22 protein-coding genes are annotated in these 23379 nt (G+C 63.2%); 9 read left to right on the top strand and 13 right to left on the bottom strand.

Translation table 11 applies throughout. The features are described 5' to 3' along the window. Nucleotides 1–4: 4 nt before the first annotated feature. Genes BGO80_RS14615 through BGO80_RS14600 form a run of 4 tightly spaced genes read left to right on the top strand, consistent with a single transcriptional unit; the run spans nucleotide 5 to nucleotide 4864 of the window. Nucleotides 5–1483, top strand: coding sequence for an ABC transporter substrate-binding protein (locus BGO80_RS14615; protein ID WP_286722056.1), 1479 nt, complete (start codon nucleotides 5–7; stop codon nucleotides 1481–1483). A 39-nt stretch (nucleotides 1484–1522) separates the two neighbouring features. Then, on the top strand, nucleotides 1523–2473 hold the full coding sequence (locus BGO80_RS14610) for an ABC transporter permease (protein WP_286722055.1): 951 nt from the start codon (nucleotides 1523–1525) through the stop codon (nucleotides 2471–2473). After that, on the top strand, nucleotides 2470–3318 hold the full coding sequence (locus BGO80_RS14605; RefSeq protein WP_286722054.1) for an ABC transporter permease: 849 nt from the start codon (nucleotides 2470–2472) through the stop codon (nucleotides 3316–3318). The genes BGO80_RS14610 and BGO80_RS14605 overlap by 4 nt, the downstream gene beginning before the upstream one ends. After that, nucleotides 3305–4864: a dipeptide ABC transporter ATP-binding protein gene (locus BGO80_RS14600; protein WP_286722053.1), complete on the top strand. Its 1560-nt coding sequence runs from the start codon at nucleotides 3305–3307 to the stop codon at nucleotides 4862–4864. The genes BGO80_RS14605 and BGO80_RS14600 overlap by 14 nt, the downstream gene beginning before the upstream one ends. Before the next feature lie 4 nt (nucleotides 4865–4868). Here the strand turns inward: BGO80_RS14600 and BGO80_RS14595 are convergent, their stop codons facing one another. The 9 genes from BGO80_RS14595 to BGO80_RS14555 all read right to left on the bottom strand — a co-directional run bounded on the left by BGO80_RS14595 (nucleotide 4869) and on the right by BGO80_RS14555 (nucleotide 12548). Then, nucleotides 4869–5543, bottom strand: a complete 675-nt coding sequence (locus BGO80_RS14595) for a UPF0149 family protein (RefSeq protein WP_286722052.1) — start codon at nucleotides 5541–5543, stop codon at nucleotides 4869–4871. Between the two features lie 50 nt (nucleotides 5544–5593). Beyond that, entirely contained in the window at nucleotides 5594–6907 is a 1314-nt protein-coding gene (locus BGO80_RS14590; RefSeq protein WP_286722051.1) for a GH1 family beta-glucosidase, read from the bottom strand. Nucleotides 6908–6999: 92 nt separating this feature from the next. Further along, the gene (locus tag BGO80_RS14585) at nucleotides 7000–7341 is read right to left on the bottom strand and encodes a type II toxin-antitoxin system PemK/MazF family toxin (protein WP_286722050.1); all 342 of its coding nucleotides are present in this window, start codon (nucleotides 7339–7341) and stop codon (nucleotides 7000–7002) included. Further along, nucleotides 7328–7543 (bottom strand): type II toxin-antitoxin system PrlF family antitoxin, encoded by a 216-nt coding sequence (locus tag BGO80_RS14580; RefSeq protein ID WP_286722049.1) that lies wholly within the window; start codon nucleotides 7541–7543, stop codon nucleotides 7328–7330. The genes BGO80_RS14585 and BGO80_RS14580 overlap by 14 nt, the downstream gene beginning before the upstream one ends. Before the next feature lie 61 nt (nucleotides 7544–7604). Further along, the gene (locus BGO80_RS14575; RefSeq protein WP_286722048.1) at nucleotides 7605–8666 is read right to left on the bottom strand and encodes an Mrp/NBP35 family ATP-binding protein; all 1062 of its coding nucleotides are present in this window, start codon (nucleotides 8664–8666) and stop codon (nucleotides 7605–7607) included. 111 nt (nucleotides 8667–8777) lie between these two features. Next, nucleotides 8778–9431: a fructose-6-phosphate aldolase gene (fsa, locus tag BGO80_RS14570; protein WP_126150862.1), complete on the bottom strand. Its 654-nt coding sequence runs from the start codon at nucleotides 9429–9431 to the stop codon at nucleotides 8778–8780. Between the two features lie 78 nt (nucleotides 9432–9509). After that, complete coding sequence (locus BGO80_RS14565; protein ID WP_126150863.1) at nucleotides 9510–10694, bottom strand: amino acid aminotransferase; 1185 nt, start codon at nucleotides 10692–10694, stop codon at nucleotides 9510–9512. 172 nt (nucleotides 10695–10866) lie between these two features. Next, on the bottom strand, nucleotides 10867–11790 hold the full coding sequence (locus BGO80_RS14560; RefSeq protein WP_286722047.1) for an electron transfer flavoprotein subunit alpha/FixB family protein: 924 nt from the start codon (nucleotides 11788–11790) through the stop codon (nucleotides 10867–10869). Next, nucleotides 11790–12548 carry an electron transfer flavoprotein subunit beta/FixA family protein gene (locus tag BGO80_RS14555; RefSeq protein WP_286722046.1) on the bottom strand — a complete coding sequence of 253 codons (759 nt, stop codon included), beginning with the start codon at nucleotides 12546–12548 and terminating at the stop codon, nucleotides 11790–11792. Before BGO80_RS14555 ends, BGO80_RS14560 begins: the two co-directional genes overlap by 1 nt. 221 nt (nucleotides 12549–12769) lie before the next feature. Here BGO80_RS14555 and BGO80_RS14550 point away from each other — a divergent pair, with 221 nt between their 5' ends. The 3 genes from BGO80_RS14550 (at nucleotide 12770) to BGO80_RS14540 (ending at nucleotide 15623) form a co-directional block, all read left to right on the top strand. Next, nucleotides 12770–13939, top strand: coding sequence for a M20 aminoacylase family protein (locus BGO80_RS14550; RefSeq protein WP_286722045.1), 1170 nt, complete (start codon nucleotides 12770–12772; stop codon nucleotides 13937–13939). Between the two features lie 283 nt (nucleotides 13940–14222). Next, nucleotides 14223–15299, top strand: a complete 1077-nt coding sequence (locus tag BGO80_RS14545; RefSeq protein WP_286722044.1) for an AbrB family transcriptional regulator — start codon at nucleotides 14223–14225, stop codon at nucleotides 15297–15299. A gap of 24 nt (nucleotides 15300–15323) precedes the next feature. Next, complete coding sequence (locus BGO80_RS14540; protein WP_286722043.1) at nucleotides 15324–15623, top strand: hypothetical protein; 300 nt, start codon at nucleotides 15324–15326, stop codon at nucleotides 15621–15623. 15 nt (nucleotides 15624–15638) lie between these two features. Here the strand turns inward: BGO80_RS14540 and BGO80_RS14535 are convergent, their stop codons facing one another. From BGO80_RS14535 to BGO80_RS14520, 4 genes are all read right to left on the bottom strand, one after another. After that, complete coding sequence (locus BGO80_RS14535; RefSeq protein WP_286722042.1) at nucleotides 15639–16457, bottom strand: transglutaminase family protein; 819 nt, start codon at nucleotides 16455–16457, stop codon at nucleotides 15639–15641. Between the two features lie 3 nt (nucleotides 16458–16460). Further along, a complete protein-coding gene (locus tag BGO80_RS14530) occupies nucleotides 16461–17411 on the bottom strand; it encodes an alpha-E domain-containing protein (protein WP_286722041.1) in 951 nt (316 codons plus the stop codon). Between the two features lie 211 nt (nucleotides 17412–17622). Continuing rightward, entirely contained in the window at nucleotides 17623–19044 is a 1422-nt protein-coding gene (locus tag BGO80_RS14525; RefSeq protein ID WP_286722040.1) for a circularly permuted type 2 ATP-grasp protein, read from the bottom strand. Between the two features lie 163 nt (nucleotides 19045–19207). Next, a complete protein-coding gene (locus BGO80_RS14520; protein WP_353744211.1) occupies nucleotides 19208–21040 on the bottom strand; it encodes a sigma-54-dependent Fis family transcriptional regulator in 1833 nt (610 codons plus the stop codon). A 206-nt stretch (nucleotides 21041–21246) separates the two neighbouring features. Here BGO80_RS14520 and adh point away from each other — a divergent pair, with 206 nt between their 5' ends. After that, complete coding sequence (gene adh, locus BGO80_RS14515; protein ID WP_286722038.1) at nucleotides 21247–22767, top strand: aldehyde dehydrogenase; 1521 nt, start codon at nucleotides 21247–21249, stop codon at nucleotides 22765–22767. Nucleotides 22768–22932: 165 nt separating this feature from the next. Further along, nucleotides 22933–23316, top strand: a complete 384-nt coding sequence (locus tag BGO80_RS14510; protein ID WP_286722037.1) for a DUF779 domain-containing protein — start codon at nucleotides 22933–22935, stop codon at nucleotides 23314–23316. The last annotated feature ends 63 nt before the right edge of the window (nucleotides 23317–23379 follow it).

Raw genomic sequence — 23379 nt, 5'->3', positions numbered from 1 at the left:
CGCAATGCGAACGACGAAGTCCCTGGCGCTGGCAATGGCCGGCCTGTTGCTGGCCACTACCATGGCCGCGGCGCAGCCGACCGAGATCCGAATCGGGGTGGCGCTGGAGCCGCCGGCACTGGACCCCACGGCGGGCGCGGCCGAGGCGATCGACGTCGTCGTCTACCAGAACATTTTCGAGGGCCTGACTCGCATCGACCAGAACGGGGCGGTGCAGCCGGGCCTGGCCGAGAGCTGGACCATTAGCGAAGATGGGCTGAGCTATCGCTTCAGCCTGCATGACGGCGTCACCTTCCATGATGGCACCAGTTTCGATGCCGAGGACGTAAAATTCACCTTCGATCGGCTGCTGGCCGAGGACAGCGTCAATGCGCAGAAGGCGCTCTATGCGCCGATCACGGCCGTGACAGTGATCGATCCGCTGACAGTCGAGTTCACCCTGTCGCGGCCGGACGGGCTGTTCCTGTTCAATCTCGGGCGCGGCGATGCGGTGATCGTGGCGCCGGAAAGCGCCGATAACAATGCCAGCGAGCCAATCGGCACCGGGCCGTTCGCCTTCCTGCAGTGGGATCGCGGCAGCCGGGTGATCCTCGAGCAATACGGCCCCTATTGGGGCGACAAGCCATCGCTGACCAAGGCGAGCTATGTGTTCATTTCCGACACCGCGACGATGACCAATGCGCTGTTGGCTGGGGATATCGACGGGACCAATAATTTCGCGCCCGAGGCGCTGGCCATTTTCGAGGGCAATCCGCAGTTCAAGGTGCTGGTGGGGTCGACAGAGGGCGAGACCATTCTCGCCACCAATAACCGCAAGGCGCCATTCGACAATCTCAAGGTGCGCCAGGCCATTGCCCATGGGCTGGACCGGGCCGAGATCATCGAGGGTGCAACCTATGGCTATGGCGTGCCGATCGGCACGCATTTCGCGCCGCACCATCCCTATTATCTCGATCTCACCAATACCTATCCCTATGATCCGGCAGCGGCCAAAGCGCTGCTGGCCGAGGCGGGTTTTCCAGATGGATTTTCCGCCACGCTGAAGCTGCCGCCGGTGGCCTATGCGCGGCTTTCCGGGCAGATCATTGCCAGCCAACTGGCCCAGGTGGGCATCAAGCTGGAGCTCATCAATGTGGAGTGGGCGCAGTGGTTGGAAGACGTGTTGACAAACAAGGACTTCGACCTGACCATCGTGAGCCATGTCGAGCCCTTCGACATTGGCATCTATGCCAATCCCGACTACTACTTCGGCTATAACAATTCCGAAGTTCAGGCCCTGAACGAGACGCTGAATGCGACCACCGACGAGGCGCAGCGCAAGGCGTTGGCTGGAGAAATCCAGACCATCATCGCCCGCGATGCAGTCAACGGCTATCTGTTTGAGCTGGCCCAGACTGGCGTGTGGAACGCCAAGCTGGATGGCATGTGGCCGAATGCGCCCGTCGAAGGCGTCGTGCTGCGCGACATTCACTGGACGGAGTAAGCCCAACCACCGCGCCGACCGGCCCAGGCTGGTCGGCCGATGAGCGTTTATCTGCTGCGGCGCTTCGGCGGGTTCGTGGTGACGCTGATCGTGGCTGCGGCCATTATCTTCTTCTTGCTCGACTTGCTGCCGGGTGACCCTGCCCGCTTCATCCTGGGGATCAATGCCAGCCCGGATGCGGTTGCGGCGCTGCGCCAGCAGATGGGACTCGACGCACCGGCCGGCCAGCGCTTCCTCGGCTGGATCTGGGGCATGCTGCAGGGCGATTTCGGCGTTTCGCATACCCAGCGCGCGCCCGTCGCGCGACTGATCGCCGAACGCCTGGCCGTCACCCTGCCGCTGAGCGTGTTCGCCATGATCATTTCGGTGGCGGTGGGTTTGCCCATTGGCATTATCGCGGCGCGTCGGCGCGGAAAATTCACCGATACGGCGCTGATGGTGATGGCTCAGACCGGGGTTGCGGTGCCCAATTTCTGGTTCGGCATGCTGCTGACGCTGCTCTTTGCGGTGACATTGCACTGGCTGCCGACCGGCGGCTTCACGCCCTGGGACGAGGATGTGTGGAAGGCGCTGCGCGGGCTGATCCTGCCCAGCCTGGCGCTGGCTTTGCCGCAGGCTTCGATCCTGGCGCGGGTGATGCGCACGGCCCTGGTTGATGTGGCGGGGCAGGATTTCATCCGCACCGCGCGCGCCAAGGGCATGACCATGGGCGAAGCGCTGTGGCGGCACGGCGTGCGCAATGCGCTGCTGCCGGTACTGACCATATTGGGGCTGCAGTTCGGCTATCTTGTCGCCGGCACCATCGTGGTCGAAAACGTATTCTTCCTGCCCGGGCTGGGGCGGCTGATCTTTACCGCCATTTCCGAGCGCGACCTGGTGCTGGTGCGCAGCGCGACCATTGTGTTGGTGGTGATGGTCAGCATCACCATGCTGCTGGTGGACCTGGCCTATACGCTGGTCGATCCGCGCCTGCGGAGGGCTGGCTCATGAGCCGGCGGCAGGTGATGCGTCATCCAAGCCTGGTCATCGGGCTCTTCGTGGCGCTGGTCTTCGCCCTGTTGGGGCTGGTGTCGCTGTGGTGGACGCCCTTCCCCATCGAGCAGATCGCCATTGCCCGGCGCTTCGCCGGACCCAGCGCCACCCATTGGCTGGGCACCGACCATTTGGGGCGGGACCTGTTGTCGCTGGTGATGAGCGGGACGCTGACCAGCTTCATGGTGGCAGTGCTGGCGGTGGGTATTGGCATCGGTATCGGGGTGCCCATGGGGCTGGCCGCTGCGGCCTGGGGCGGGATGGTGGAATGGGTGGTGCTGCGCTTCTCGGACCTGACCTTTGCCTTTCCCTCGGTGATCGTCGCCATCCTGATCACCACGCTGGTGGGACCGGGCGAGATCAATGCCATTGTCGCCATCGGCATTTTCAATATTCCGGTGTTTGCGCGCGTGGCGCGCGGCGGGGCGCTGGCCATTGCCACGCTTGACTATGTGGCGGCGGCGCGGCTGGCCGGATTGGGTAATGCCGCCATCGCCATGCGGCATCTGTTGCCCAACATCATGAGCCTCATCATCGTCCAGGGCACCATCCAATTGTCGCTCGGCATATTGGCGGAGGCGGGACTCTCCTATGTGGGGCTGGGGACGCAGCCGCCGGCCACCAGTCTTGGTCTGATGCTGCGCGATGCGCAGAGCCTGTTCCTCATCCATCCCTGGCTGAGTGTGGTGCCGGGGCTGACCATCGTCTTCATCGTTATTGCGCTCAACATTGCCGGGGACGGGCTGCGAGATGCCATCGATCCGCGCCTGCGGCAGGAGGGGCTGGGCCATGCCGCTGGTTGAAATCGAGCATCTCACCATTGCCTTTGCCGGCCGCGAGGCGGTGAGCGAGCTGTCGCTGACCATTGGCCGGGGTGACCGGTTCGGCATTATCGGGGAGAGCGGATCGGGCAAGTCGCTGACGGCGCTCAGCATTGCCGGGCTGTTGCCGGAAACCGCGACGGCGCGCGGCAGCGTGCGCTTCGATGGCGCGGATTTACCGACCGACGAATTGACCATGGCGCGGCTGCGCGGCAGGCGCATGGGGATGGTATTCCAGGAGCCGATGACGGCGCTCAATCCGCTGATGACCATTGGCGAGCAGATTGCCGAAAGCGTGCGTTTTTCGGGGACGGACAGCCCGCAGATCGAGCTGCCGAGCCTGTTGACCGAGGTCGGTTTGTTGCCGGTGCATGCGCAGCGTTATCCGCACCAATTGTCGGGCGGGCAGCGCCAGCGCGCCATGATTGCCATGGCGCTGGCCGGAAATGCGGACTTGCTGATCGCCGATGAACCGACCTCGGCACTCGACACCATCACCCAGCGCAAGGTGCTCGATCTGATTGCAGAGATCTGCCAGCGGCGGCGCATGACGCTGTTGTTCATCAGCCACGACATCCGGGCAGTGAGGGCGCTGTGCACCAGGGTGGCGGTGATGCAGGGGGGCAGGCTGGTCGAGTGCGGGGACGCCGAAGCGGTGCTCTCCGCTCCACAGGCGGACTATACAAGGCGACTGCTGGAGGCCAGCCGCATCGAAAGACGGCCACGCGCCCATATGCCGCTTGGCGCCCAACCGCTGTTGAGCATCGACAATGTCAGCCGGGACTATCGGCAGGACGGGCTGTTCGGCTGGTGGCAGCCTCCGACACGGGCAGTGGACAATGCCAGTTTCAGCGTCGGCGCCGGCGAATGCGTGGCGCTGGTGGGACCTTCGGGTTGCGGCAAGACCACGCTGGCGCGCATGGTGGTGGGCCTGGACCGGGTCAGCAGCGGACAAATGGTGCTCGATGGTGTGACCTATCATGGCAAGGACCTGCCGGCACGATTGCGGGCCGACATGTCGCTGGTGTTCCAGGACCCTTTCGGCAGTTTCGACCCACGCATGACCATCGGCGAGTCGATCGGGGAGCCGCTGCATCTGCTGGGGCAGCGGGCCCCAATGGAGCGGCAGGCCCGGCTGGCAGAGGCGGTGACGGCGGTGGGGCTGGATGCGGGCATGCTGGAGCGCTATCCGCACGAATTTTCAGGTGGGCAGCGGCAGCGCCTCGCCATCGCCCGAGCGCTGGTGACGCGGCCGCGCCTGCTGGTTCTCGACGAGCCGGTATCGGCGCTCGACATGTCGGTGCGGGGCGAGGTGTTGCGTCTGCTGTCGCGGCTGCAGGCCGAGCACGGGCTCACATATCTCATCATCAGCCACGATCTCGATATGGTCGCGGCCATGGCCGATCGGGTGCTGGTGATGGAAGCCGGGCGGATCGTCGAGGAAGGCCCGCCCGAGCGCCTGTTTGCCGAGCCGCAGCACCAGCTGACCCAGGCGCTGGTGGCAGCACGCTTGCCCGACGCGGCCTGATCGATCAGGCGGCGGCGCCGCAGCAGTGCTTGTACTTCTTGCCGGAGCCGCAGGTGCAGGGATCGTTGCGGCCGACGCTGACAACGCGCACGGGAGCCGGTTTCTGCAGGCGCGCGTCATAGAGCGCCATGGCCACCATGGGGAGCGCATCAGGCACGTCGGCAAGGGCGGTTTCGAGTTCCTTGCGTGCGTCTTCAGACATAGCCTCGTCGCCCAGATCGGCTTCGACCAGGGACATGGCCATGGTGAGAATTTCCATGGCCCGGGCGGTGTTTTCATCGGGTGGGCTCTTGAGCAGACGCTCCCAGGGCTTGATCCGCAGCACCATGGCCGCCTCGAAACCCAAAAGCCAAAATTGCCAGACCACCTCGCCGGTATCGTCATCCACTTCGTAGAGCGGCGCATATTCGCCAGCGCCAAGCTCGGTGGCGGTAGTCTCGGCGCGCTGCAGGATCAGGCGGACCAGTTCGTCACGGTCGACGCCGAGCTCGGCAAGATCGACATCGTCATGCCAGACTTCTGCCAACCACTCGTCCTGTGGAACCGCCTGCGGGCCAACCGTCAGCCCACAGAGGAAACCGTCGAGCTCGGAGAGCGCCATGGCCTCTTCATCGAGCTGGCCGAGCATGGTTTCCAGCCGGGTGAGGTTCTCGTCGAGGTCAGCAGCTTTGAGCGTCATAGGCGGTCTCCCGGCGGGCTTCGAATCGCCCGCCAGACATGTTTACGCGATCAGCGCGTATTGTGCAGCAGGCCCTGGAACGAGCGGTAGCTGGCCTTGGGGGTGCGCTTTTGCGTCTGGTAGTCGACATGAACGAGCCCGAAACGCTTGTTGTAGCCCTCGGCCCATTCGTAATTGTCGAGCAGCGACCAAGCGAAATAGCCGCGCACATCGGCGCCGGCTTCGCGGGCGGCCAGTACGGCCTTGAGATGATCGTCGTAATATTTGACGCGGCGCGGATCGTCGTCGCCCTCGACCTCGGCCATGCCATTCTCGGTCACGTAGACCGGGATCTTGGTGTATTCGTTGGAGACGCGCACCAGGAGGTCGGACAGGCCCTGGGGATAGATTTCCCAGCCGATATCGGTCTTTTCGAGTGGGCCCTTGACCTGCTCGGTGGGGCGACCGGGCACGGTGGAGGCCTGGTAGAGGCCGCGGGTGTAGTAATTGACGCCCAGCCAATCGAGCGGGCGCGACACCACATCCATATCGGCCTGGTAGTTTTCGGGCAGATAGGGCGCGAGCCACTCGGTGAGCTCGGCGGGATATTGGCCCTTGAACACTCCGCCAAGATACCAGCGGTTGAACAGGGCATCGCCGAAATTGCAGGCGGCCTTGTCGTCGTCGCTGTCGCTGGCCGGCTCGGCCTTTTCGAGGTTGAGTACGATGCCAAGGTTCTTGGCGCCGCCGGCGCGCAGCGCATCGATGGCGGTGCCATGGGCGAAGAGCACGTGATGCATGGCGCGGGCGGCCGCCCGCAGGTCGCGATAGCCGGGGGCATGCACGCCGAGAAAATGGCTGAGGAAAGCGACGCACCAGGGTTCGTTGATGGTGGCGGTAGCCGTCAGGCGATCGCCGAACTTTTCGGCCACCAGCGTGGCGTAGTCGGCGAACCAATTGGCGATATCGCGGTTCATCCAGCCGCCGCGATCCTGCAGGGTCGAGGGAAGATCCCAGTGATAAAGGGTGGCATAGGGTTTGATGCCCCGCTCCAGCATGCCGTCGATCAGGCGGTCGTAGAAATCGACGCCGGCCTGGTTGACGGCGCCGGTGCCTTCGGGGATCAGGCGCGGCCAGGCAAAGGAGAAGCGATAGGCGTCAAAACCGCCATCGCGGATCAGGTCGAGATCGGCTGGCCAGAGCTCGTAGTGATTGCAGGCATCGCGGCCGGTATCGCCATTGTGCACATTGCCGGGCGTGGCGGAGAAGCTGTCCCAGATGCACTGGCCACGGCCATCGCCCTGCCCGCCTTCGATCTGATAGGCAGCGGTGGCAACGCCAAAGGTGAAATCGGGGCCGAATGCCCGGCGCTCAAACGAAAACAAATTCCCCTCCATGGCGGCATGCGCCGATCAGTGGACAAGCCGGATAGCATCGGAAGAATGGCTAATGCAATCGATTTAACCGAGGAGTCCGGTCAAAGTGCCAGAGTGTTGCGCAGGTAGTTATCCACCTGGTCGAGCAGCGTTGCCGGCAGCTGCCCGATCGGCTCCGCGACTACGGCTTCGACTGTCGCCATTTTGGCGGTGCGAATGAGCGACGGCGCCGGCAGCCCAAAGTCAGAATGGCCTTCCACCAGTGCAATATCCCCCGGCCAACGACGATTGCTGGCACTGGTGATCATCAGCACCCAAAGCAGATGAGAATTCTGGGAGAATGCCTTCGAGGAGACGACCAAAGCAGGACGAAATTGCTCGATTGGCCGGTTGGTGTAAGGAAATGGCACCCGGACGATGGCGCCGCGCTCAAAGCTTGGCATAGGCCGCGCGGTCTGCGTCGCTGTCCCATTCGGAAAAGGCAGCAAACGGGTCGTCGGCCGGCACGGCATTGGCGCGGCTGATGGTGACGCGGCCATTGTCGATGACGTAGGCAATCTCGTCGCCGACACTGAGCCGCAGCGCCTTGCGCACGGGCTCGGGAATGGTCGTTTGGGCTTTATCCGTCATCTTGCTGGTGATCATCGCCAAACCTCCAACAGCAAATCTAGTCAAAACAGGCCGCCCAGCCAAGGGCATCGGCAATTTAGCCCCGGATCAGCGGCAAAAGTCGGCTGGCAATGGCGCGGTAGGCGGCGGCTTCGGGGCCGGTGGGGGCAGCGGCGACGGGCGGGGTGCCGGCGTCGGAGGCTTCGCGGATCGACATGACCAATGGCACCGCGCCGAGGAAAGAAATGTCGAGCTTTTCGGCGGCTTTCTCCGCCCCGCCGGAGCCGAAGATGTCGTAACGCGCGCCGGTATCCGGGGCGATGAAGTAGCTCATGTTTTCGACCAGGCCCAGCACCGGCACGGCCATGCGGCGCAGCATGTCGATGGCCTTTTGCGCATCGATCAAAGCGAGGTCCTGCGGGGTGGAGACGATGACGACGCCATCGACAATGGTCTGCTGGAACAGGGCGATGTGGATATCGCCGGTGCCGGGCGGCAGATCGATGACCAGGACGTCGAGATCGCCCCAGGCAGTTTCGCGCAGCAATTGGCGGAGGCCCGAAGTGGCCATGGGACCGCGCCAGACCACGGCCTGACCGGGCACCAGCATGGAGCCGATGGAAATGGCCTTGATTCCGAAGGCCTCATGCGGGGCGAAAATCCCGTCATCGCGAATGGCGGGCTGGCCCTCAATGCCGAGGAGTTTCGGAATGGAGGGGCCATAGAGATCGGCATCGAGCACGCCGACCCTGAGCCCCTCGGCGGCGAGGGACAGAGCCAGATTGATGGCAGTGGTTGATTTGCCGACGCCACCCTTGCCGGAGCCGACGGCGATGATGCGCTTTACCCCGGGCACGCGGGTCTTGCCCTGTGGCTGGGGCGCGCCATGGCCGAACTTTGGGGCGTTGGATTTTTCGGCGGTGATCGAGACCATCACCTTGCGAGAGCCACCCAATTGCTGCGCCAGTTTCTGGGCGTGCTCGCGGGCCGGGCCGAAGGCGGCTTCCATGCCCGATGCAACGGCAATGGCAAAGGCGATGGCGCCGGGGGTGACGATGATCTCGGAGAGACCCGCATAGCCAGCGAGATCGCCGCCGCCGGGGATTTCCACCTGTGCGAGCGCGGCTTTGATCTGGGCGGAGAGTTCGATGTCGGCCATGGCAAGTCTCGAAAGAAGAAGACCTCACCCTTAAGCTTGTCGAGGGCGAGGTCTTTGTTGTGCCTCAAGGTTCGACAAGCTCACCTTGAGTTATCTATGTGGGACGAACCCTTAGAGGATCGACTGGCCGGTGCCCGCCCAATCCTTGAGGAAGCCTTCGATGCCCTTGTCGGTCAGCGGGTGGCTGGCCAACTTCTTGATCACGTCGGGCGGAATGGTGGCGACGTCGGCACCGACGAGCGCAGCCTGGGTCACGTGGTTGGCCGAGCGGATCGAGGCAGCCAGGATCTGGGTGTCGAACTGGTAGTTGTCGTAGATAGTGCGGATGTTCTCGATCAGCTCCATGCCATCGAGATTGATGTCATCGAGGCGGCCGATAAAGGGCGAGATATAGGTCGCGCCGGCCTTGGCGGCGAGCAGGGCCTGGTTGGCCGAGAAGCAGAGCGTGACGTTGGTCGCGATGCCCTTGTCGTGGAAATACTTGGTGGCCTTGAGGCCATTGAGCGTCAGCGGCAGCTTGATGACGACATTCTTGGCGATCTTGGCCAGGTGTTCGCCTTCGGCGATCATGCCGTCATATTCGAGGCTAGCGACTTCGGCCGACACCGGATCGGGCGTGATGTCGCAGATTTCCTTGATGACTTCCTTGAAGTCGCGGCCGGACTTGGCGATCAGCGACGGATTGGTGGTCACGCCGTTGATGAGGCCGGCATCGTTCAGCTCGCGAATGGCGGCGGTATCTGCAGTATCGACGAAGAACTTCATCGTTCCCTCCTAAATAGTCTTCCGAATGGCCGGTCTGGCCAAGGTGTAGCACGGCGGCGCGAGGCCGCAAGCATTGGCTCAGCGAGTGGCCGAGAGAAAGGCTTCCGCCAGATCGCCGACGCGATCTTCGGGAATGCCGGCGACATTGATGCGACTATCGCCCGTCATATAGACCCCGTTTGCGGCCTTGAGATGTTCGACGGCGTCATTTGTGAGACCCAGCAGCGAGAACATGCCGCGGTGGCCGGCAACAAAGTCGAAATCGGTCGAGTTCGAGCGCTCGCGGATAGCGGCGGACAGCTTCTCGCGCAGCGAGATCATGCGATTGCGCATCGCCGCCAGCTCGGTTTCCCACTCGGCGCGCAGGGCAGCATCGTCGAGAATGGTGCGGATGATTTCGGCACCGTGATCAGGCGGCTGCGAATAGGCACCACGGATGATGTTGAGCAGCTGGCTGTTGGTCACCTCAGCCTGTTCGGCATTGCGCGCGATCAGGATGGCGGCGCCGACGCGCTCGCGATAAAGGCCGAAATTCTTCGAGCCGGAAAAGGCGATCAGCGCTTCGGGCACCGACGAGACGATCTTGCGGGTGCCATAGGCATCCGGCTCGATGCCGTCGCCGAAACCGAGATAGGCCAGATCAATGAACGGCAGCGCGCCGGTGCGCACGAGGCTGGCGGCAACCTGGTCCCACTGGGCATCGGTGAGATTGGCGCCGGTCGGGTTATGGCAGCAGCCATGCAGCAGGACGACATCACCGGCGCCGAGCTTATCGAGGGCGGCCAGCATCTCGTCGAACTTCACGCCACGGGTGGCGGCATCGAAATAGGGATAGGTGGCGACCTTGAGGCCGGAATTGATGGCGATGGGGTTATGGTTGGCCCAGGTCGGGTCGGACACATACACCGTGGCGCCGGGGCGAGCCCGGTTGATGAGCTGCATCAGGACCCAGAGCGAGCCGGTGCCGCCGGGCGCCTGGGCAATACGAACGCGCGCACGATCGACGCTCTTGGCCAGCACCAGATCAAGCACGGCATTGCCATAACCCTTGTTACCGGCAATGCCGAGATAGGTCTTGGTCTTTTCGCTGGACAGAATCCGCTCTTCGGCCTTGCGCACCGAGGTCATGACCGGGGTCACGCCCTTTTCGTCTTTGTAGACACCGACGCCGAGGTCGATCTTGGTGGGACGGGAATCGGCGGCGTATTCGCCCATGAGCGCAAGGATCTTGTCGCCAGGGGCCTTGGTGAGGGATTCGAACATGATCTGGAGGTCCAGTGAGAAGGCGCGGTCTTTATAGGCCGGGTGGGAATATTTGCAATTGCCGGATGGCTCGGCAACCACCGAATGTCATACCGGCAAAGGCGGGGATCCATCGGGCGATCTCAGGATGGGCCCCGGCCTTTGCCGGGGTGACATCGAGATCGTTGCGGGATCAGCGTTTCAGCCCCTGATTTTCCAGTTCAGCGATCAGCTGCGGGACAATCTCGAATAAATCGCCGATCAGCACGACATCGGCGATTTTCGCGATGGGGGCTTCGGCGTCGGTATTGATGGCAACGATCTTCTTGGCGCCCTGGATACCGGCCAGGTGCTGGAGGGCGCCCGAGATACCGACCGCGATGTAGAGGTCGGGCGCGATGATCTTGCCGGTCTGGCCGACTTGCCAGTCATTTGGGGCGTAGCCGGCATCGACGGCCGCCCGGGTGGCGCCGACGGCGGCGCCGAGCGTCTTGCCCAGTTGCTCGATGAGCTTGAAGCCGTCAGCGGAGCCAACGGAGACGCCGCCACCGACCACGATCTGGGCGGTGGCGAGATCGGGGATGTCGCTCTCGGTGCGGTGAGCGGCGATGAAGCGGGCGGCGGAGGCCACTGGGGTGCTCAGCGTCTCGACCGGCGCGGCATTGCCGCCGGAAGCAGGGCGGAAGGCGGAAGCGCGGATGGTGAGGACGTGGCGCGGCTGCGGATCGGAGACGGTCTCGAGCGCGTTGCCGGCATAGATCGGGCGCACGAAGCGGTTGGGGCTTTCGATGGCGACGATATCGGTCACCGGCTGGATATCGAGACGAGCGGCGAGGCGCGGCATGACATCCTTGCCCAGCGTCGATGCCGCAGCGGCGAGATAGGTGTAGCTGGGCGCCAGGGTTTCAAGCAGGCCGGAAATGGCGTCGGCCATAGGTTCGGACGGTGCGAGGAGCACTTTTTGTACGCCGGCAATAGCGGCGGCAGCCTGGGCAGTGGCGGCATCGCCCAGGACCAGCAGGTCGACGGCGCCGAGTTCGGCTGATGCCGCGACGGTGCGGGCGGTGGCCGGCGACAGGGCGCCGTTATCGACTTCGGCGAGAACCAGGACGCTCATCAGATCGCCTCCATCGCATTGATTTCGGCGGCGATCACCGCGGCCAGTTCGGAGACGGAGCCAAGGGTACGACCGGTGATGCGCTCGGCGGGGGGAGAGACCTTTTCCACGGCGAGGCGCGGGGTGAGATCGACACCGAAATCGGCGGCAGGGCGCACGGCCAGCGGCTTGGAGCGGGCCTTCATCACCATGGGCAAGGCGGCATTGCGCGGGGTATTGAGACGCAGATCGGCAGTGACGATGGCCGGGAGCGGCAGGCTGACAGTCTCGCGGCCATAATCGACTTCGCGGGTGACCTCGAGGCGGCCATCCCCGAGCTTGATCTCGGAGGCAAAGGTGGCCTGGGGACGATTGGTGAGAGCGGCCAGCATCTGGCCGACGTGATTGCTGTCGTCATCCACAGCCTGCTTGCCGAGCAGCACCAGATCGGGCTGTTCTTCTTCGACTACCTTGGCGAGGAGCTTGGCGATGGCGAGGGTTTCGAGCGGTGCGTCGGTTTCGAGCAGAATGCCGCGATGCGCGCCCATGGCCAAGGCCGTCAGAATGACGTCGTTGCTGGCTTTGGGGCCGATGGACACCACGACGATTTCGCTGGCCTGACCGGCTTCGGCCAGCTGCACGGCGGCCTCGACTGCATGCTTGCAGAAGGGGTTCATCGACATGCGCACGCCCGATGTCTCGACGCCCGAGCCATCTGGGCGGACACGAATGCGCACGTTGTGATCGACCACGCGCTTCACCGCGACGAGAATTTTCATAAGCAGCTCCGTCAGGTTGGCGCTTCAATCGCAAAAAGGGGAAGTGCGGACAAGGCGCGCAGAGGGAATATCGGTTCGATTGCGCTGAATTTGTTGGAAAGGAGTACCGTGCAGCAGGTGCCGTAACGGGCCGGCTCACGCGTTTGACATGCGCGCAAAGGTTGACGCCGCCGCTTAGGGCAGCGACATTGTCGCTTCATCCCAAATGCTTCGGACGTTTTATGCCTGTCCTTAACCGTATTGCCGAGTTCCAGCCCGAAATCGCAGCCTGGCGTCGTGACCTGCACGCGCATCCCGAACTGCTGTTCGACGTGCACAGGACGGCAGGGATCGTGGCGGAGAAGCTGCGGGCCTTCGGCTGCGACGAAGTGGTGACGGGCCTTGGTCGCACTGGTGTTGTCGGCATCATCAATGGCCGCGGCAATACCAGCAACCGCACCATCGGGTTGCGCGCCGACATGGACGCGCTCTCGATCACCGAAAAGACCGGCGCCGCCTATGCATCGACTGTGGATGGCAAGATGCATGCCTGCGGCCATGACGGGCACACCGCCATGCTGCTGGGCGCGGCGAAATATCTGGCCGAGACCCGCAATTTCGATGGCCGTGTCGCCGTGATCTTCCAGCCCGCCGAAGAGGGCGGTGGCGGCGGGAGGGTGATGATCGAGGACGGGCTGATCGACCGCTTCGCCATCACCGAAGTCTATGGCATGCACAATTGGCCGGGGATGCCGGTGGGCCAGTTCGGTATCCGTACCGGCGGCATCATGGCGGCGACCGACCGCTTCTATATCGACATCGAGGGACGTGGCGGCCATGCGGCGCGGCCGCAGCAGACCATCGACCCGATCATTGTCGCCGCGCAGATGGTGACGGCGCTGCAAACCATCGTGTCGCGCAATCTCGACCCGCTGGAAAGCGCGGTGTTGAGCGTGACCATGATCGAAGCGGGCGAGGCCGATAACGTGATCTCGCGCACCGCCAAGATCACCGGCACGGTGCGGACGCTCGATAGCGGCGTGCAGGATTTCATCGAGCAGCGCCTCGTCGAAATGGTGCCGCAGTTCGCCGACAGTTTTGGCGCGCGGGCCAGCATCCGCTATGTGCGCGGCTATCCGGTGACGGTCAACGCTCCCGAGCAGACGGCCTTTGCCGCCGATGTGGCGCGGGAAATCGTCGGCGCGGATCGCGTCGACGACGACACCGTGCCCTCAATGGGCGGGGAAGATTTTTCCTTCATGCTCAATGAGCGGCCGGGCGCCTATATCTTCATTGGCAATGGCGATTCCACCGAGTTGCACACCGATACCTATGACTTCAACGACGACGCCATTCCCGTCGGAGTCAGCTATTGGGCGCGACTGGCCGAGCGGGCTCTGCCGATCCGCTAGCGTTCACGTTCTGGTTGATGCAGCTCCATCCCCCTGCCCTTGCGGGCTCTGAACTGTTCAGAAGGGTACATCTGTCCAGCGGAGAGATTTTAAGTGAAGAGGCCGGGGTGGGGGGTGGTCCGGTGACCCGCTGATGGACCCCCTCCCTCAATCCCTCCCCTCAAGGGGGAGGGAGGCGAAAGGACCCCGAGCTCAGCTCAGTTTGAAATGATCCAAGCGATAGAGATTGACGCGATCGATCAATCTTTTATCGGCGCATCGATTGGGTTAGGGGAAGCCTGACATGGTTTCCCTCCCCTCCTCTTTCCACCGCTTGCTGCCTTTCGCTCTTACCGTGGCCGTCTCCGCAATGGGCGGGGGCATTGCCCATGTTCTGGGCCTGCCGGCGGGGTGGCTGATGGGCGGGGCGCTGGCGGTGACCATTGCCGCCATGGCCGGACTGCCGGTCTCGCTTCCCGGACGATGGCGGGATGTGACCTTCGTGCTCATCGGCATGTCGATGGGCGCCAGCGTGGCGCCGGATTCGCTGTCGCTCCTAGCGAGCTGGCCGATCTCGCTGACCGCCTTGGCGCTGGAACTGGTCATCATCGTAGCGCTGACCGGCTGGATGCTGGTGCGCGTCTTCGGGCTCGATGTGGGCACGGCCTATCTCAGCTCGTTCCCGGGTCATCTCTCCTTCGTCATGGGCATTGCCGCGACTGGAGTGGGCAATGCGCGGCAGATCGTCATCATCCAGGTGATCCGCATATTGATGCTGACCATCGCTGTGCCCATCGGCACGCTCTTCCTGCCGATCGACCATTTCCCACCGCCACTGCCCAGCGACTTCCTGTCGCCGCTGCAAGTGCTGGTGCTGGCGGGGGCCTGTGTTGCAGGCGGGCTGGTCTTCCTTTGGGCCAAAGTGCCCGCCGGAATGGTGCTTGGCGCCATGGCGGTGGCGACGGGGGCGAAGCTGGCGGGGCTTTACGAGGCGGCCATGCCGACGCCGCTCGTCACCATCACCTTCATCCTCACCGGAGCGCTGATCGGCTCGCGCTTTGTCGGTATTACCAGGGCGGAGTTTCTCGCAGCTGCCAAGGGCGGGCTGATCGCCACGGCGATGACCGTGGGGATCGTGACGCTGATGGCGCTGGGCGTGGCGCAATTGGTGGACATGCCATTCGGGCAGATCTGGCTGGGCCTGTCGCCCGGCGCGCTCGAAGGCATGGGCGCGCTGGGGATTGCGCTGGGCTACGATACCGCCTTCATCGCCGCGCACCATGTCATTCGCCTCTTGATGCTGAGCTTTGCCATACCTCTGGTGGTCGTGCTGGTGCGGCGACAGGAAAAGCGGGCACAGGACCGCCGCAATTCGGCGTAGGCTGCAAGCAAAAGGAGAGCCGAAATGATGATGCGCATTCTTTCCGCCGTGGCGCTATGCTTGGCCCTGACCGGCGCGACGCAGGCAGCGGCGAGCTGCTATGTAAATCGGCCGGGAGTGGATATCTCCTTCGGCGTCAAGGTCGGCGGCACGTTCACCGAGGCGGACCGCAATGAATTCTACCTGCTGCGATTGCGCGGCATGGGCGTCGATGCGACCAGCGTCGAAATGTGGGGCGGCTGCGTCCGCGCCTTCGTGCGCAAGCCTGGCGGTGGCGAGGAAATGCAGCTGTTCCACCCGCAAAGCCTCGAGCGTGTCGGCTGAGATTCAGACGAACCGCTAGCCTGCCTTGGCGATGACGGTCTGGCTGATCTCGCCGACCGGAACCGTGCGCAGGGGACGGGCGCTGTCGGCATCGAGCCCAACGGCCAGTCGTACATGGGCTTCGACGGGGCAAATCTGCAGGCGTGGATCGAAGCCGATCCAGCCCAGCCCCTCGTCATAGGCCTCGGCCCAGGCGTGTAGACCCGGTTCGAGCCCCTCCCCTTCCAGCACATAGCCGGTGACGTAGCGCGCCGGTATATCGAGCGCGCGGGCGGCACCGATGAAGCTATGAGCATAGTCCGGCGCCGATGGCAGCGGCTTGGGCGCGGGCGCATCAGCGTCCTGGCTCTGGGTTTGGGACTGTTCGCCGGTGGCCTGCATCTGGGTCGGCGCGGTTTCAGGATCGGGTAGGCCAAGGGTTTCCCCCACACGCGCCATCAGCGCGTGCAGCATGTCGATCCGGCTCTCCTTGGCACTGCGAAACTTGCCATAGAGCGTGACCGGCGCCTTGGTCAGCGGAGTGACGCGTTTGTAGAGTGCGGGCACCGGTTCGCCGGACGGTTTGCCGAGCACGCCATGGGTGTCGCGCGTGGCGACAATGCCGCGCGCCCGAAGGACGATATCGCCCTCAGGGCGGCTTTGATTCACCAGATGCACCTGATTGCCATAGGCATCCTGGAAGCGCCCGGCATTGCCGATCCCCGCCACCTCGACACTCCAGCTGTCGACCGACTGGGTCGGTCCGCTGGACGGGGTCAGCAGCAGGTGCAGCACGGCCTGCCCAATGCCGGGCGGCAGGGTCAGGTTCAGCGTGTGGTCGATTTCGATACGCATGGCTCAGTAGAAATTGTAGCTTTTCGACAAGGCGTCGGTGACCCGGTTATTGCGCGAGATGAACTCGTTGAGGAACTCGTGCAGGCCGTGGGTGAAAATGGTCTCCATATTGGTGTCTTCCACCATGGCCAGGAGATCGGCTGCCGCGTCGTGGCAGCATTCCTTGCGGCCGTAGAATTCGGACAGCATGTCGAGATTTTGCTGCACGAAGCGGGCGCAGAAAATCAGCGAACGCGGCATTTCCGGCCTGAGGATCAGGAAGTCGGTGATGTTATGAGCCTTGTAGCGGTCGTGGTAGACGTGTCGATAGGCCCGGTGGGCCGAGGCGGCGCGCAGGATCAGCGTCCATTGCTGGATGTCGATTTCGCCCCCCACCAACGTCGAGCGCGGCAAGAGGACATAGTATTTCATGTCGAGAATGCGGGCGGTGTTGTCAGCCCGTTCGACAAAATTGCCGGCCTGCAGGAAAGCGAAACCATCGTCCCGCAGGATGGTGCCCAGGAGGGCACCGCGGAATTCATGGCTGCGCTGCTTGACCCATTGCAATAGGCCGAGAAGCTTGGCGCCGCGCACATCGCGCGGCTTGATCTGGGAGTATTCGAGCCATGCGCCGTTCATGCTTTCCCACATGTCGGTGGTGATGGCGGTGCGGACCGAGCGGGCATTGGTGCGCGCGGCCTCGAGACACGAATAGACCGAGGAAGAATTGTCGGGGTCGAACATCATGTAATGGGCGACGCTGTCGACATCGGCGATTTCATACTTGGCGGAGAAGCCTTCATCGACCTCGGCGGCCTGCATCATCGAGATCAGATGTTCGCTGGACCCACCTTCGCGGCGGCTGGTGAGGCTCATGCGGTAGCCCACCTCAAGCAGGCGCGCCATGTTTTCGGCGCGCTCGACATAGCGGGAGAGCCAGAACAGGTTCTGTGCAGTGCGTCCGAGCATTCTCATGGGGAGACACTCCCGGTGATCAACTCGGAGGGCATGCCCGCCCTCCCCCTTGAGGGGAGGGTAGCGAACCTAGCCGCCAGGCTTAGCGAAGCTGCGGAGGGGGTGCTCCTGTGATTCACAGAACGACCCCCTCCCTCATTCCCTCCCCTCAAGGGGGAGGGAGGCGATAGAGCCGACACCGGCGAGTGAGGCAAAAGCTGAAAAACCATCATCAATCTTCCAGCACCCAGGTGTCCTTGGTGCCGCCGCCCTGGGAGGAGTTAACCACCAGCGAGCCTTTTTTCAGCGCTACGCGGGTGAGGCCACCGGGGGTGATGCGCACTTCGTCGCCGACCAGCACATAGGGACGGAGGTCGACATGGCGCGGGGCGACGTCGCCGTTGATATGGGTGGGACAGGTGGAGAGATTGAGCGTCGGCTGGACGATGTAATTGTCCGGCCGGGCCTCGATCTTCTTCTTGAACTCGGCGTGCTGGGCCTTGGTGGAGGTCGGCCCCACCATCATGCCATAGCCGCCCGAGCCGTGCACTTCCTTGACCACCAGGTCATGGATGTTTTCGAGCACCCAATTGCGCTGCTCCTCGTCGGTGCAGTTGTAGGTAGGCACGTTGTTAAGCAGCGCCTTTTCACCGAGATAGAACTCGATGATCTCGGGCACATAGGTGTAGACGGCCTTGTCGTCGGCAATGCCGGTGCCCGGCGCGTTGACCAGGGTGACATTGCCGGCGCGGTAGGCGTCGAAGAGGCCGGGCACGCCGAGCATGGAATCGGGCCGGAAGGTCAGCGGGTCGAGATAGTCATCATCGATGCGGCGATAGATGACATCGACGCGCTCCGGACCTGTCGTGGTGCGCATATAGACCTTGCCGCCATCGACGAAGAGATCGTGACCTTCGCAAAGCTGGGCACCCATCTGGTCGGCAAGGAAGGAATGCTCGAAATAGGCGGAATTGTAGATGCCGGGGGTGAGCACGGCGATATTGGGCGTGCCGCGCGAATTTTCCGGTGCGACGCTTTCTAGCGTGCGGCGCAGATTTTCCGGATAGGTTTCGACCGGAGCGACCTTGGTGCGCTGGAACAGGTCCGGCGCCAGCATCATCATCGCTTCGCGGTCTTCCAGCATGTAGGAGACGCCGGAAGGGGTGCGCAGATTGTCCTCGAGCACATAGAATTCGTCGGGCCCGACGCGCACGATATCGACGCCGATGATATGGGCATAAACGCCCTTGGCGGGCTCCAGCCCCATCATCTGCGGGCAGAAGGCTTCATTGTTCAAAATGAGCTTTTCCGGCACCCGCCCGGCCTTGAGGATCTCCTGGCGGTGATAGATGTCGTACAGGAAGGCGTTGAGCGCCTTGACGCGCTGCTCGATCCCCTTGCTCAGCCGGCGCCACTCATTGGCGGCAATGATCCGCGGGATCACGTCGAAGGGAATGACCTTCTCGGTGCCTTCCTCGGACCCGTAAACGGCAAAGGTGATGCCCAGCTTGCGGAAGATCGCCTCGGCGTCCGTCTGCATCAGCGCCAGGCCCTTATCAGGCTGTTCGGCCAACCAGGCGCTCAAAGCGCGGTAAGGTTCGCGGACCGATCCGTCCGCGTTGTACATTTCGTCAAACGGCGTTTTGTCGCCCATTATGCTCCGCTTGAATAATACGGCTTTCCCATCGCCCAAACATTGCTACACGAATGTTCGCCGCCGTCCAGACGCTCAAAGCCTGGGCATGCCGCTTTTTCGTGCAGGTCTGACTTGCAGACCAAGCGCCGAACATGCTCTCATTCGCGCCAAGTGATTTCCCTCAATTGGCTTTTCCCGACCAGACCAACCGACGATAGAGCGTCGAGCGGTCGATGCCGAGCGCCCGTGCGGCGGCGGACAGATTACCGCGATTGAGATCGACCGCCCGGCGCATGGCCGCCTCGGTGAGCTCTCCCAAATCGCCCGAAGGCATTAGCGGCGCGGACGAGGACCGCGCCTGAATGATAGCGGTGGGCAGATCGGCCAGGGTGACGCGCTGACCGGGATCGGCCAAGGCCGCGGCGGTGCGCAGGGCATTGGCCATTTCTCGCAGATTGCCGGGCCAGTCATAGGATGCCAGCCGATCGAGCACGGTTTCGGACAGCGGACCATTGCCGGTGTCGAGGCCGGCCCAAAGACTTTCGATGATGGCATGCCGATCCGGAAGTTCGGCGACGGAGGGCAGCCGCAGGGTGAACTGGGCGATGCGGAAATAGAGATCGGCGCGGAAGGTGCCGGCATCGACCATGGCCTTGAGATCGCGATTGGTGGCGCAGATGGCGACGAAATCGGCCTTGCGCACTTGGCCACCGCCGAGGGGAGCCACTTCCTTGTCCTGCAGCACACGCAGAAGTCGCGATTGCAGCAGCAGCGGCATGTCGCCGATTTCGTCGAGGAACAGGATGCCGCCTTCGGCCTGTTGCACGAGCCCCTTGGCGCCCCCCTTGCGCGCACCGGTAAAAGCGCCGGCCTCATAGCCGAACAGCTCGGATTCGATGAGGCTTTCGGGCAAGGCGGCGCAATTGACGGCGACGAAAGGCTTGCCGGCGCGGTTGGATTTTTGCGCCAGGTGCCGGGCGAAGACTTCCTTGCCCGAACCGGTTTCGCCGGTCACCAAAACCGGGATTTCGGCATTGACCAGCTTGATGGCCTTAGCGAGGCCGATACGCGCCTCGTCGGTGAGATAGGGTTCATTCGAGGTCGCGGGGGTTTTGACCACATGGCTGGTGCGGGCGTGGCTTTGATCCGGACGCGCGATGGCGGCGGAGAATTTCTCGCCGGACACGGAGCGCAGTTCGGTGTCGAGCCGCTCGAACAATTCGTCGCTGCGGGTTTTGCGCAGGGCCTGGCGATCAAGGCCCAGAAGGCTGAGCGCCCGGCGATTGCCGGCGATCAGCCGGTCGCCGTCGAAGACCAGAACGCCTTCGCGCGGGGTGCCGAGCATGTCGCCATGGCGGTGGAAGCGCAGCACTGTCTTGTCTTCGAAGCCGCGGGCGAAGAAGCGGTGCTCGATCTGCTCGACGGCCAGCCGTACCAGGCCCAGCGCATGGGTGTGTTCGGCAGTGGCATGGCCGGACATGTCGAGCACGCCGGCCAGCTTGCCGAAGGGGTCGAAGATAGGCGAGGCGGCGCAATGGAGAATGCCGTGCGGCTCGAAGAAGTGCTCGGCGCCGTGGACGGCAATGGCGCGACGCTCGGCCATGGCTGTGCCGATGGCATTGGTGCCGGTGGACATTTCCGACCAGGCGACACCCGGCTGTAGCGACACCCGCGCAGCCTCGCCCGCAAATTCGGGACTGCCGACCACATCGAGCACGGTGCCCTTGGCGTCGGTGAGGATGACGACGCTTTCAGTGAGCTTGGCTTCGGAGCGGAGCGTCGCAAGCTCGGGGCGGCTGAGCAGCCGCAGGGCCTCGTTCTGCTGCTGCAGCTGACGCAATTCGGTCGAGGTGAGCGGCTCGGCATGGATGCTGTCGCCGGCATCGAGCCCTTTTTCGGCGCATCGCTGCCAGCTGCGCAGGATGGGCGCCGGCACCAGCCCGTCTGGCAGGCTGCGTCCGGAGAAGAATTTTTCGCGTGCCGCAGCTAATACATGGTCAGACGACTGGTTCATGCTCATCTTCCTCCCAGTGTGTGGCAGTATGCAACAGATGTTGCGTCTGCCATCGGTTCTGGTTGTTGCAAAGTGTTGCACCCATGGATCGACGGCGTAAAGCAAAACCGTGATCACGAAGACTTGGGCAGCAAAATCAAGGTTCTGAGCGATCTGGCACGGCAGTTGCTCCTCTGGCTTCCATTCAAGAACCAAGGGAGGAAGCCTTGAACAAACCCCAATTCCTGGACCAGCGCAGCAAGTCGCCGTTCAAAGCCAAGTATGGCAACTATATCGGTGGGCAATGGGTCGACGCGGCCGATGGCGAGACCTTCGACAATACCTCGCCGGTCACCGGACAGGTGATCTGCAAGGTGGCGCGCGGCAAAGCCGCCGATATCGAAAAGGCGCTGGATGCCGCCCACAAGGCCGCGCCCGCCTGGGGTCGTACCTCACCCGCCGAGCGCGCCAATATGCTCAACAAGATCGCCGACCGGATCGAGGAAAATCTCGACCTGATCGCGCTGGCGGAAACCTGGGACAATGGCAAGCCAATCCGCGAAACCACCGCCGCCGACATTCCGCTGGCTATCGATCACTTCCGCTATTTTGCCGGCGCCATCCGCGCCCAGGAAGGCGGCATTTCCGAAATCGACCATGACACCGTGGCCTATCACTTCCACGAGCCGCTGGGCGTGGTCGGGCAGATCATTCCGTGGAACTTCCCGATCCTGATGGCAACCTGGAAGCTGGCCCCTGCCCTGGCGGCCGGCAATGCGGTGGTGCTCAAGCCCGCCGAACAGACCCCCGCTTCCATCCTCTTGCTGATGGAGCTGATCGAGGACCTGATCCCGCCGGGCGTGCTCAACATCGTCAATGGCTTCGGTCTCGAAGCCGGCAAGCCGCTGGCCAGCTCCAACCGCATCGCCAAGATCGCCTTTACCGGCGAGACCACGACGGGCCGGCTGATCATGCAATATGCCAGCCAGAACCTCATTCCGGTGACCCTGGAGCTGGGTGGCAAGTCGCCGAACATCTTCTTCAAGGACGTGATGGACGAGGACGACGATTTCTTCGACAAGGCGCTCGAAGGCTTCACCATGTTCGCCCTCAACCAGGGCGAGGTGTGCACCTGCCCGAGCCGCGCGCTGATCCAGGAATCCATCTACGATCGCTTCATGGAACGGGCCATCAAGCGGGTCGAAGCGATCAAGCAGGGCTCTCCGCTCGATCCCTCCACCATGATCGGCGCCCAGGCCTCGTCCGAACAGCTCGAAAAGATCCTCTCCTATCTCGATATCGGCAAGCAGGAAGGCGCCAAGGTGCTGACCGGCGGCGAGCGCAATACGTTCGAGGGCGATCTGGCCGGGGGTTATTACGTCAAGCCAACCGTCTTTGCCGGTAACAACAAGATGCGCGTCTTCCAGGAGGAAATCTTCGGGCCGGTTGTTTCGGTCGCCACCTTCAAGGACGAAGACGAAGCCATGGCCATCGCCAATGACACGCTCTATGGCCTTGGCGCCGGCGTGTGGACCCGCAATGGCAACCGCGCCTACCGCTTCGGTCGCGGCATCCAGGCCGGTCGCGTCTGGACCAATTGCTACCACGCCTACCCGGCCCATGCTGCCTTTGGTGGCTACAAACAGTCCGGCATCGGCCGCGAAAACCACCGCATGATGCTCGATCACTATCAACAGACGAAGAACATGCTGGTCAGCTACAGCCCCAAGAAGCTCGGCTTCTTCTAAGAGCCACGGCAGCTCACCGAGTTACGCGCTCCTCCCTAAGCGCAGCCCCCGGGTCCGCCCGGGGGCAAGGGATCATTCCGGCGGGCACCGGGCCTTTTCAACCCATCTCTCCCCCGGCCCGTGGCTCGCTGGAATGACTTTTTTTCCATTCAAGCGGAGCCTGACATGACCCAGCCTGTTCCCCGCGTCATCGCCACTCCGGCCGCCCTTGCACTGATCGGCGAGATCACGGCGCGCCATGGCGCCATCATGTTTCACCAGTCCGGCGGCTGCTGCGACGGCTCATCGCCCATGTGCTATCCGCAGGGCGAGTTTATCATCGGCGATCGCGACGTGAAGATGGGCGAGATCGGCGGCTATCCCTTCTATATGTCACCCAGCCAGTTCGAATACTGGCAGCATACGCAACTGATCATCGACGCCATTCCCGGCCGCGGCGGCATGTTCAGCCTCGATAACGGCACCGAGCGGCGCTTTCTGACGCGATCACGCGTGTTTACCGACGAAGAACACGAAAATCGAGCGCCGGTGAGCATTGGCGCGGCGTAGCGTTTCGGGCGAGGGCGGTATTTCGGTGGTGCGGCCTTGGCCGCGCCGGAACCCATCGCTAGA

It is taken from the genome of Devosia sp. 63-57 (assembly GCF_001899045.1).
GTDB lineage: Bacteria > Pseudomonadota > Alphaproteobacteria > Rhizobiales > Devosiaceae > Devosia > Devosia equisanguinis.
The sequence above is the reverse complement of the archived record's forward strand: the minus strand, read 5'-3'. Positions and strand labels throughout refer to the sequence as shown.